Annotated in this window: 9 protein-coding genes; 6 read left to right on the top strand and 3 right to left on the bottom strand. The window is 62.9% G+C overall.

Translation table 11 applies throughout. The features are described 5' to 3' along the window. Window positions 1-295 precede the first annotated feature (295 nt). From A6D6_RS21050 to A6D6_RS21040, 3 genes are all read right to left on the bottom strand, one after another. On the bottom strand, window positions 296-718 hold the full coding sequence (locus A6D6_RS21050) for a type II toxin-antitoxin system VapC family toxin (RefSeq protein WP_133492618.1): 423 nt from the start codon (window positions 716-718) through the stop codon (window positions 296-298). Then, window positions 715-957 (bottom strand): FitA-like ribbon-helix-helix domain-containing protein, encoded by a 243-nt coding sequence (locus A6D6_RS21045; RefSeq protein ID WP_159661790.1) that lies wholly within the window; start codon window positions 955-957, stop codon window positions 715-717. The genes A6D6_RS21050 and A6D6_RS21045 overlap by 4 nt, the downstream gene beginning before the upstream one ends. 227 nt (window positions 958-1,184) lie before the next feature. Then, on the bottom strand, window positions 1,185-2,021 hold the full coding sequence (locus tag A6D6_RS21040) for an IclR family transcriptional regulator (protein ID WP_133492617.1): 837 nt from the start codon (window positions 2,019-2,021) through the stop codon (window positions 1,185-1,187). A 506-nt stretch (window positions 2,022-2,527) separates the two neighbouring features. Between A6D6_RS21040 and A6D6_RS21035 the strand changes: the two genes are divergently transcribed. From A6D6_RS21035 to A6D6_RS21010, 6 genes are all read left to right on the top strand, one after another. Next, the gene (locus A6D6_RS21035; RefSeq protein ID WP_159661789.1) at window positions 2,528-4,675 is read left to right on the top strand and encodes an acetate--CoA ligase family protein; all 2,148 of its coding nucleotides are present in this window, start codon (window positions 2,528-2,530) and stop codon (window positions 4,673-4,675) included. A gap of 8 nt (window positions 4,676-4,683) precedes the next feature. Further along, window positions 4,684-5,526 carry a MaoC/PaaZ C-terminal domain-containing protein gene (locus tag A6D6_RS21030; RefSeq protein WP_159661788.1) on the top strand — a complete coding sequence of 281 codons (843 nt, stop codon included), beginning with the start codon at window positions 4,684-4,686 and terminating at the stop codon, window positions 5,524-5,526. 176 nt (window positions 5,527-5,702) lie between these two features. Continuing rightward, a complete protein-coding gene (locus A6D6_RS21025; RefSeq protein ID WP_159661787.1) occupies window positions 5,703-6,788 on the top strand; it encodes an acyl-CoA dehydrogenase family protein in 1,086 nt (361 codons plus the stop codon). Beyond that, the gene (locus A6D6_RS21020; RefSeq protein ID WP_159661786.1) at window positions 6,788-7,552 is read left to right on the top strand and encodes an enoyl-CoA hydratase/isomerase family protein; all 765 of its coding nucleotides are present in this window, start codon (window positions 6,788-6,790) and stop codon (window positions 7,550-7,552) included. The genes A6D6_RS21025 and A6D6_RS21020 overlap by 1 nt, the downstream gene beginning before the upstream one ends. 2 nt (window positions 7,553-7,554) lie before the next feature. After that, complete coding sequence (locus tag A6D6_RS21015; RefSeq protein WP_159661785.1) at window positions 7,555-8,712, top strand: acyl-CoA dehydrogenase family protein; 1,158 nt, start codon at window positions 7,555-7,557, stop codon at window positions 8,710-8,712. A 27-nt stretch (window positions 8,713-8,739) separates the two neighbouring features. Beyond that, entirely contained in the window at window positions 8,740-9,660 is a 921-nt protein-coding gene (locus A6D6_RS21010; RefSeq protein WP_133492612.1) for an SDR family NAD(P)-dependent oxidoreductase, read from the top strand. Window positions 9,661-9,704 lie beyond the last annotated feature (44 nt).

The raw sequence follows: 9,704 nt of genomic DNA, 5'->3' as shown, positions 1-9,704 counted from the left end.
TGTGGGAAGCTTGCTTGCAAGCGAATGCCCCTGCGCCGGAAGGGCCGTTCGCCAGCAAGCTGGTCTCCCACAGCCTTGCTACAGGGCCGCTGTGGGAAGCTTGCTTGCAAGCGAATGCCCCAGCGTCGGAAGGGCCGATTCGCCAGCGAGTTGGTCTCCCACAGCCTTGCTACAGGGCTGCTGTGGGAAGCTTGCTGGCAAGCGAATGCCCCACGTCGGAAGGGCCGTTCGCCAGCGAGCTGGTCTCCCACAGCCTTTCCACAGGCCCCCTGTGGGAAGCGTGCAGGGCGGTGACCTAACCCGCCACCCACGGGTTCAGCAAAGACACCCCCAACGGTTCGAAATCCTTGATATTGCGAGTGGCCAGTACAGCGCCGTGCCGCTCGCAGATGGCGGCGATCTGAACGTCGGCCATGTGCACGGGCCGTCCGCGTTTTTCGCAGGCCGCCAGTTTTTCCCCGTAGTGGGCAGCGGCCGGGGCGTCGAAAGGCAGGATGCGGCCGGCGAACTCCTCGTTGAACAGGCCTATGGACAGGTCCGTGAGCTGGCGCTTGCGTCGCCCGGCGGGCAATCGGCGGACGCCATGCAGTATTTCCGCCACGGTGATACTGGTAATCGCCACATCCTGGCCGGGCTGGCGGTCCAGCCACGCGACGACCCGCGGTTCGGGGGCCGGCCGCATCAATTCCGACAGCACATTGGTGTCCAGGACAATCATTGATCCAAACCAGGATCACGGGGTGCGTCCTGGTGCCGTTCGAACTCTGGCGGTTCGGCGTCATAGGCGGCAAAGCGCTCACGGATGCGGGTGCCAAGACCGGTATCTGAACCCGGTTCCAGTGCGCGATGCAGGATCTGCCTTACTTCCTCTTCCATGGAGTGGCCGTGTTCAGCGGCACTCAAGCGCAGCCGGGCTTTCAATTCATCGTCGAGATTGCGGATGGTAATGGAGGCCATGGGCGTTCTTCGGATGCTTTCATTGAAATCAATGATAGCAGAAGGGGCGGGACAATCAAAACGCTTGCACGCCAGCACGCAACACGCATGCACGCGAATGAGGGGGCGACCTTGCGGTCGCGGCTGATGTTGACCCCGGAGGAGGTTGACGGACGGTGAGGCGTGGCAACGCTATTGGTTGCGTGTTGCGTGTTGCGTGTTGCGTGTTTTATTCCATATCCTGAATGCTATTCATCGATAGTGTTTTCCCTGAGGTTGCGGGGAAACAGTGAACGTTCCAGGAAATGCGCGGTATCGCGGATCGCATCGCCGGCCCGGGTCAGGCCCTGGGCGTTGTGCTGAGCAGTGATGCCGATGCCGGAGATGGCGAAGCGCGGCTGATTGTGGTGATCGGTGAGAACGCTGGCCACCATGCTGATGCCGCGATACAGGCAGTTGTCGTCCAGGGCCCAGCCCCGTTCCCGTGCTTCCTTAACGCCTTGCTGGTACTCCTCGAAGCTGGGCGGGTTTTCCCAGCGCAATCGTGCGAAGCGGCGCCGCAGCTCGGCGTCGGGCAGATCGCGCACGCCGGCGATGGCGCGGCCGCAGGCACCGATCAGTTCCGGCAGGCGGCTGTCCAGTCGCACGTCCACGTGGGCCACATTGGGGATGCCGCGGGCGATCACGCTGACATGGTTATCGTGGGTGATGCGCCACAGCACGATCAGGATATCCAGATTCAGGGCCAGCCTCTCCAGTTCCGGCTGAATCAGGTCGGCATAGCTCTGGCCAATCAGGTTGACGGTCAATTCGGACAGGCCGATACCCAGCTGATAGGTCTTGCTGTTTTCATCGAAACGAACGAAGCCCTCGTTGTTGAGGGTGCGCAGAATGTTGAAGGCACTGCTTGGGCTGACGCCAGTGGCGCGGGCGATGGCGGCCACGCCCTCCGGCGCTTGTTGGTGGGCGAGGTGGCGCAATAACTGGATCGCGTTCACGACCGCGCCCACGTCCTTGGTGCCGCCATTTCGGCCGCCGCCGTTTCTGTTGCTGCTATCGGAGCGTTCGTCTTTTGGGGAAGTCATGGATTTTCATTCACAATAAGGATTGACATTCAGAATGGTGAATCTACCATAAACCGCAATTCCGGCCCGGGCAACGACCCGGCGCCGTTTTCGAAACCACGGCACAGAACAACAAAGTGGGAGAGCAGGGTGATGAGCATGCCCTCGATGGCCGGTTCCGGCCACGTTGTCACTATACCGCTTGTCCCGGCGCCGGTCCCGGCCCGGATAGCCCGCTCCCGCGCAACCGTCGCCGAGATCGCTGTACCCCGTTTCCCAAGCGCTCACCTGGGAAAACCCCTGCACCCCGGCGGCTTTGTCGCCGGAGGTGGCGGGGTCGATCTCCCGGGTCAGCCTTTCAACAAGAAAATCCGGGGAACCTCGAAAAGCGTCATGCCGGACTCGATCCGGCATCTCCTTCCACGAAGCCATACGCCGAGCAGAGGGAGATCCCGGGTCAAGTCCGGGATGACGGGGTATTTTTCAGAGGCCCCGGCAATAGCCGGACCAGAAAGGAGCTTGCGGTGATGCAAGACCACACCAACACGAGCGGTACCGCCAAGGGCCGGTTCGCTTCACTAACGCCGCTGTTGCAGCCACGTTCCGTGGCGGTGGTGGGGGCGTCCGCCGACGCCACCCGCATCGGTGGCCGGCCGGTAAGCTACATGCTGCGCGGTGAATTCCAGGGCCGGGTGATGCCGGTGAACCCGAAGCGCAGCGAGATCCAGGGGCTGCCGGCCTACGCCCGCATTGATGATCTGCCGGAAGCACCGGACGCCTCGGTGGTGGCGGTGCCGGCCGCGCATGTAGTGGACACCGTGGATGCCCTGGGCCGCAGGGGCGGACGCAGCGCCATTATTTTCTCGTCTGGCTTCAGCGAAGTGGGGGCGGAGGGCGAAGCGCTGCAGCGGCAATTGCTGGACACCGCGCGCCGTCACGGCATGCGCCTGCTCGGCCCCAATACCGCTGGCGCCTTCAACAGCACCATCGGCTTCTTCGGCAGCTTCATGTCCGGCCTGGAACGCGGCTTTCCGCTGCCGGGCCGCATCGGCATCGCCTCCCAGTCCGGCGCCTACGGCGCGCACCTGTTGGGGCTGGCGCGGGCGCGTGGGCTGGGCACGCCGATCTGCGCCGCCACCGGCAATGAATGCGATGTCACCCTGGGCGAAGCGATCGGCTGGATGGTGGAAAACCCGGACATCGATGTGGTGATGGCCTACGCCGAAGCGGTGCGCGACGTGGACTCGTTCATCGCCGCGCTGGAAGCCGCCCACGCCGCGCGCAAACCGGTGATTCTGCAGAAAGTGGGCCGCAGCGCCCTGGGCCAGAAAGCGGCCATGTCCCACACCGCCGCCCTGGCCGGTGACGACCGGGTCTTCGACGCGATGCTGGCGGACTACGCGGTGATCCGCGTGGAGAGCAGCGCCGAGCTGCTGGACGTGGCCTATACCGCCACCCGCCGCATTTACCCGGCCAACAATTCCCTCGGCATGCTCACCATCAGTGGCGGCGCCGGCATCATCGTCAGCGACCTGGCCGAGCAATTGGACCTGCCGATGCCGCCCATGCCGGAACCGGCCCAGGCCGATCTGAAAAGCGCCGTGCCGTTCTGTTCTCCGATCAACCCGGTGGACTGCACCGCCCAGGTGCTCAACGACCTGACCCTGGTTGGCACCTTCGGTGAGCGCATGGTGTCCGATGGCGGCTACGCCTCGGTGATGGCGTTCTTCAGCCAGGCCGGCACGGTGCCGTCGGTGGCGCCGAAGCTGTGCGCGGAACTGAAAAAAGTGAAGGACGCTCATCCGGATCGGTTGTTCGTGATGTCTCTGATCGGTGAACCGGAGCAAAACCGCCCCTATGAAGAGGCCGGCTTCGTGCTGATGGAAGACCCCACCGACGCGGTGAAAGTGATCAAGGCCATGGGCCGGTTGGGCGACGCCTTCGCCCGGCCCTTGCCACGGCGGGAAGCAGTGCCGCCGGTGACCTTGCCGGAAGCCGCGCCCGGCGAAGCCGAGGCCAAGCAGTTATTGGCCGCGCACGGCATTCCGGCGGTGCCGGAAAAAGTGCTCGACAGCGCCGAGGAAGCCGCCGCCTACGCCGAACAAATCGGCTTCCCGGTGGTGATGAAGATCGCCTCCGCCGACATCGTGCACAAATCCGAAATCGGTGGGGTGCTGTTGAATGTTGCCGACGCGGACGCCGTGCGCGAAGGCTTCCAGACACTGTTGGACAATGCCGAACGCCATGTCCCGAACGCGAAACTGGATGGGGTGCTGGTGGCCCGGCAGATCGTCGGCGGTGTGGAATGCTTCATGGGCATCCAGCGCGATCCACAGTTCGGTCCGGTGGCGGTGTTCGGCCTCGGCGGCATTTTCGTCGAAGTACTCAAGGACGTGGTGTTCCGCCGTTGCCCGTTCGACCGCGAGGAAGCCCGCGATCTGATTCTGTCGATCAAGGGCGCGCCGCTGTTGCAAGGTGCCCGCGGTCGCGCTCCGGTGGATCTGGATGCGTTGTCGGAAGTGCTCGCCAATTTGTCCCGCTTCGCGGTTGGCGCCGGAGAGCGTCTGGATTCCATTGATCTCAATCCGGTTTTCGCCATGCCCGAAGGGCAGGGTGCCTTCGCCGCCGATGCGGTGATTCAAATAAAAACAGACCCATTGAACGAACAAAAGTGAGAAGGCCCATGGCTATCGATCCGCAACATTTGCTCAATTACCCGATCCCCGAGGTGCGCCAGACGCTGACCGAAAAGGACACCGCGTTCTATGCGTTGTCCGTCGGTGTGGGTACCGATCCCCTGGACGAAAAACAACTGAAATTCGTCGATTCCGCCCGTGATTTCAGTGCGTTGCCGAGCATCGCGGTGGTACTTGGCCATCCCGGTTTCTGGGTCGCCCGTGACGACACCGGCATTGATGCGGTGCGTGTGGTGCACGGGGAACAGCGCATTCAATGGCACAAGCCTTTGCCGGTGTCCGGCGAGGTGGTAGGCAACACCCGGGTCACTGGTGTGGTGGACAAGGGCAACAACGCGCTGATGTACAGCGATAAAGAACTGCGCGACGGCAACGGCGACCTGCTGGCCACCGCCGGCATGACCACGGTACTGCGCGGGCAGGGCGGATTCGGCGGCGACAGCGAACCGCTGCACGCGGTGCACACCCTGCCGGACAGCGAGCCGGACATCAGCGTGGATCTGCCCACCCGTCCCGAACAGGCGCTGTATTACCGCCTCAACGGTGACGACAACCCGCTGCATTCCAATCCCGCCACCGCCGAGGCCGCGGGCTATCCGCGTCCGATCCTGCACGGCCTGTGCACTCTTGGCGTGGTTTTTCATGCGCTGTTCCGTGAACTGGTGGATTACCAGGAAGACCGCCTGAAAGCGATGTCGCTGCGCTTCTCCTCGCCGGTCTTTCCGGGCGAGACCATCCGCACCGAAATCTGGCGCGACGGTTCCTTCCGTGCCCGGGTGGTGGAGCGTGACGTGGTGGTGGTGAACAACGGCAAGCTGGATTTTGTTTGACGATATGAACCGCTTACACGTAACACGCTTGCACGCAAATAAGGCGGCGGCCGTGGGCCGCTCTCTACTTGTTTAATAGGTGTTGACAGGGCAGTGACGAGGCGACGCCATTATCTGCGTGCAAGCGTGTTGCGTGCTGGTGTGTAAGCGGTACTCAATCAATTCGGGAGAGAACAATGACCATCGAATGGACCCAAGAGGACCTCGAGGCGCGGGAAGAACAGGTGCGGATGATCCGCGACAGTGCGGTGACGCTGGTGTCCCGCCACGGCGCTTTGGAGCGGGCCCGCAAAACCCGCTACAGCGACCTCGGCCTGGATCCCGCGATCTGGCGGGAGTTCTGTGAAATGGGCTGGACCGGCCTGCGCGTGCCGGAAGAAAAAGGCGGCGCCGGCCTGGGCATGCTGGAATACGTGGCGTTGCTGGAGGAACTGGGCAAAGGCCTGGTGCCGGAGCCGTTGATCGAAGGCGCGCTCACCGCCGCGCTGTTGCCGCAAGACGCCGCCACCGCGCAGATTCAGGGCGAGCGGTTGATTCTGCCCGCTGGCATCGGTCTTCCTATAAATACGGGAGACAGGGACCAGCCGCCGGTGTGTCGTGATAACGCTCTGGATGGCGAAGTGCGCCGGGTGGCCCTGGCCAGCGGCGCCGATGCCTTCCTGGTGATATGTGACCAGGGGCTGGCGCTGGTGGACAAGGACGCCGCCGGGCTGACCCTGGAACGTCAGATGCAGCAGGACGGCTCCCACGTCGCCACCTTGAAATTCAGCAACACGCCGGTGCGGGAAGTGGTCAGCAACGCTGATATGGACGCGGCGCTGGAAGACGCCACTCTGGGGTGTGCCGCCTATTTACTGGGGGTAATGCAGGCGGCGTTCGACGAAACGCTCTCCTATCTGAAAATCCGCCGTCAGTTCGGCAAGGAAATCGGCAGTTTCCAGGCTCTGCAGCATCGTGCCGTGGACCTGAAAATCCAGATCGAACTGACCCGCGCCATGGTCACCAGCGCCGCCCGTGCCATCGACCAGGAATTCCCCATTGAGCGTATTCGCCGCGCCGTGTCCACCGCCCGGGTAAAAGCCTCCACCGCCGCCATGCTGGTGACCCGAGAAGCGGTGCAGTTTCACGGCGGCATCGGTTACACCGACGAAGCCGACATCGGTTTGTTCCCACGCAAGGTGCTGGTGCTGCTCAACCGTTTTGGCGGTGTCGACGGCCACAAACGCCGTTTCATGTCACTGATCGATGAGGAGGACGCCTGATGAGCGGTCCCTTGCTGTCTCGCCGTGAAGGCAACTGCCAGGTGCTTACCTTCAATGCCCCGGCCCGAAAAAACGCGCTCTCCATGGAGATGCGCGCCGAGCTCTACGACGCCTTGCTGGCGGCGGAACAGGACGCCGGGGTGCGTTGCGTGGTGATCACCGGCGCCGAAGGCACCTTCTGTGCCGGCGGCGACATCGGTCAAATGAACGAAACCCAACTGGCCAGTGCCCGTACCCGCATGCGCCGGAATACCCGCCTGGTGCAGCAGATGCTGACCATGGGTAAACCGCTGATCGCCGCCGTGGAAGGCTGGGCGGTGGGGGCCGGTTTCTCCCTGGCGATGGCTTGCGACACGGTGATTGCCGCGGACAACGCCCGTTTTCAATCGGGCTTTGGCAAAGTGGGCTTGGCCGCGGATCTGGGCTTGTTCCACACCCTGCCGTCCCGCGTCGGCATGGCCCGTGCCCGCCAGATCCTGATGTACAACCAGCGTCTGGAAGCCGCCGACGCTTTGAGTCTGGGCGTGGTGGACAGCATGGTGGAGAGTGGCCAGTCCCTGCGGGCCGCCTTGCAACAGGCCGAGGCTCTGAATGATCAGGCGCCGTTGGCGGTGGCCGCCACCAAAGCGATGCTCGCTGGTCAGTTGGAGTGGGCCTTCACCCGTGAGGTGGATTGGCAAAGCCAGCTACTGATCAGTGCTGACCACCAGGAAGGCAAAGCCGCCTTCGCCGAAAAACGCGCCCCCCGTTTCGGAGGTAACTGAACATGGCCGAGCATAACACCGACTACAACAGCATGAGCGACCAGGACTTCCGCGTCATGGTGCGCACCTGGCTGGAACAGAACTATCCCGAGGAAATCCGTAACCCGCCGTACCGGCTGGGCATCGACCCCTGCCGTCCCTGGTACCAGAAGCTGTCGAAAAAAGGCTGGTTGGCACCGGGCTGGCCCGCCGAGCACGGTGGCATGGGGCTCAGCGCCGGCAAACAGCTGGCGATGATGGAAGAGATGGAAAACTACGGCTGCGCCCGTCTGCCGGACTCTGGCATCACCATGCTGGGCCCGTTGCTGATCCGTTACGGCAGTGACGAACAGAAAGCGCACTTTTTGCCGAAGATCATCAATGGTGAGCACATCTGGTGCCAGGGCTACTCCGAGCCCAACGCCGGTTCCGACCTGGCCGGTCTGCGCACCGAGGCGCTGCTTGACGGCGACGAGTGGGTGATCAACGGCCAAAAGATCTGGACCACCATGGCCACCGAGGCCAACTGGATTTTCGTGCTGGTGCGCACCAGCCGCGAGGGCAAGCCGCAGCAGGGCATCAGCTTCCTGCTGGTACCGATGGACAGTCCCGGCATTGAAGTGCGGCCAATTCCCAACCTGGAGCGCCAGGCCGAATTCGCCGAAGTGTTCTTCACCGACGTGCGCGTGCCGAAGGCTAATCTGGTCGGCGAGGTCAACAAGGGCTGGAGCATGGCCAAGGCGCTGCTCGGCTTCGAGCGCATTTTCCTCGGCTCGCCGAAGCAATCCTCCAACGCCCTGGTACGGGTGGAACGTCTGGCGCGCCGGCTCGGTGTCTGGAGCGACCCCCTGTTCCAGGATCGCTACACCACTCTGGCGATGGACCTGGATTGCCACAAGGCGCTTTACGAGCACTACGCGGATCAGCTCAAACGCGGCGAGTCCCTGGGACCGGACGTCTCCATGCTGAAAGTGCACCAGTCCGAGTTGTATCAACGCATCAGCGAACTGGCGCTGCTCACCGCCGGTGAGGATTCCGGCACCCTGGAGCCGCTGCCCGGTGATCCGGATCTGCATCCGGCGGGGATTTTCATCCAGTCCCGGCCTACCACCATCTACGGTGGCAGTAACGAAATTCAACGCAACATTCTGGCCAAACACGTTCTCGGGCTGCCGTCCTGAGACCAAAGTATCAACGGGAGAGAAATCATGGCACAACAACCCATGCTGGAAGACAAAGTTGTTATCGTCACCGGTGGTGGTGGCGGTGTAGGCCGCGCCTATGTTCTGGCGGCGGCCGCCGCTGGCGCCAAAGTAGTGATCAACGACATCGGTGTATCCCTCACCGGTGAAGGCGGCTCGCAAAGCCCGGCGGAAGAAACCCTCGCCATGGTGCGCGAGCTGGGTGGTGAAGGCGTCATCAACACCGACAGCGTATCCGACTGGGACAGCGCGCGCCGCATCGTCGATTGCGCCCAGGACCACTTCGGTCGCCTCGACGCGGTGGTCAACAACGCTGGCGTACTGCGTGACGTCATGTTCCACAAAATGTCATTGGAAGAGTGGCGGCTGGTGGTGGACGTTCACCTCAACGGCACTTTCTATGTGAGCCGTGCCGCCGCGGAAATTTTCCGCAAACAACACAGCGGCGCCTACATTCATACCGTCAGCACGTCCGGTTTGATTGGTAACTTTGGCCAGGCCAACTACTCCGCCGCGAAACTGGGTATCGCCGCGCTGTCCAAGTCCATTGCTCTGGACATGCAGCGTTACGGTGTGCGCTCCAACTGCATCGCGCCGTTCGCCTGGAGCCGCATGACCAGCTCGATTCCCGCCCGCACCGACGAAGAAAAAGCGCGGGTGGAGAAACTCAAGCAAATGACCCCGGACAAGAACGCGCCGCTGGTGGTGTTCCTGGCCTCGGATCAGGCCCAGGACATCAGCGGTCAGATCTTCTCCGTGCGCAACAACGAGATCTTCGTCATGGGCCAGAGCCGTCCGCTCAAAAGCGTGCACCGTGGCGAAGGCTGGACCCCGGAAACCGTGGCCGACCACGCCATCCCGGCGCTGAAGTCCACCTTCTATCCGCTGGAACGCAGCGGCGACGTGTTCAGCTGGGATCCGATCTGATTGTAGCGCTAAAGCTCCCACGGCTTTTCTACAAGGCCGCTGTG

It is taken from the genome of Alcanivorax xiamenensis (assembly GCF_009846745.1).
Lineage (GTDB): Bacteria > Pseudomonadota > Gammaproteobacteria > Pseudomonadales > Alcanivoracaceae > Alloalcanivorax > Alloalcanivorax xiamenensis.
The sequence above is the reverse complement of the archived record's forward strand: the minus strand, read 5'-3'. Positions and strand labels throughout refer to the sequence as shown.

Bases quoted from the DNA above. Each gene is read 5' to 3' on its own strand.
- A6D6_RS21050 (WP_133492618.1), bottom strand. From the start codon at position 718: ATGATTGTCCTGGACACCAATGTGCTGTCGGAATTGATGCGGCCGGCC.
- A6D6_RS21045 (WP_159661790.1), bottom strand. From the start codon at position 957: ATGGCCTCCATTACCATCCGCAATCTCGACGATGAATTGAAAGCCCGG.
- A6D6_RS21040 (WP_133492617.1), bottom strand. From the start codon at position 2,021: ATGACTTCCCCAAAAGACGAACGCTCCGATAGCAGCAACAGAAACGGC.
- A6D6_RS21035 (WP_159661789.1), top strand. From the start codon at position 2,528: ATGCAAGACCACACCAACACGAGCGGTACCGCCAAGGGCCGGTTCGCT.
- A6D6_RS21030 (WP_159661788.1), top strand. From the start codon at position 4,684: ATGGCTATCGATCCGCAACATTTGCTCAATTACCCGATCCCCGAGGTG.
- A6D6_RS21025 (WP_159661787.1), top strand. From the start codon at position 5,703: ATGACCATCGAATGGACCCAAGAGGACCTCGAGGCGCGGGAAGAACAG.
- A6D6_RS21020 (WP_159661786.1), top strand. From the start codon at position 6,788: ATGAGCGGTCCCTTGCTGTCTCGCCGTGAAGGCAACTGCCAGGTGCTT.
- A6D6_RS21015 (WP_159661785.1), top strand. From the start codon at position 7,555: ATGGCCGAGCATAACACCGACTACAACAGCATGAGCGACCAGGACTTC.
- A6D6_RS21010 (WP_133492612.1), top strand. From the start codon at position 8,740: ATGGCACAACAACCCATGCTGGAAGACAAAGTTGTTATCGTCACCGGT.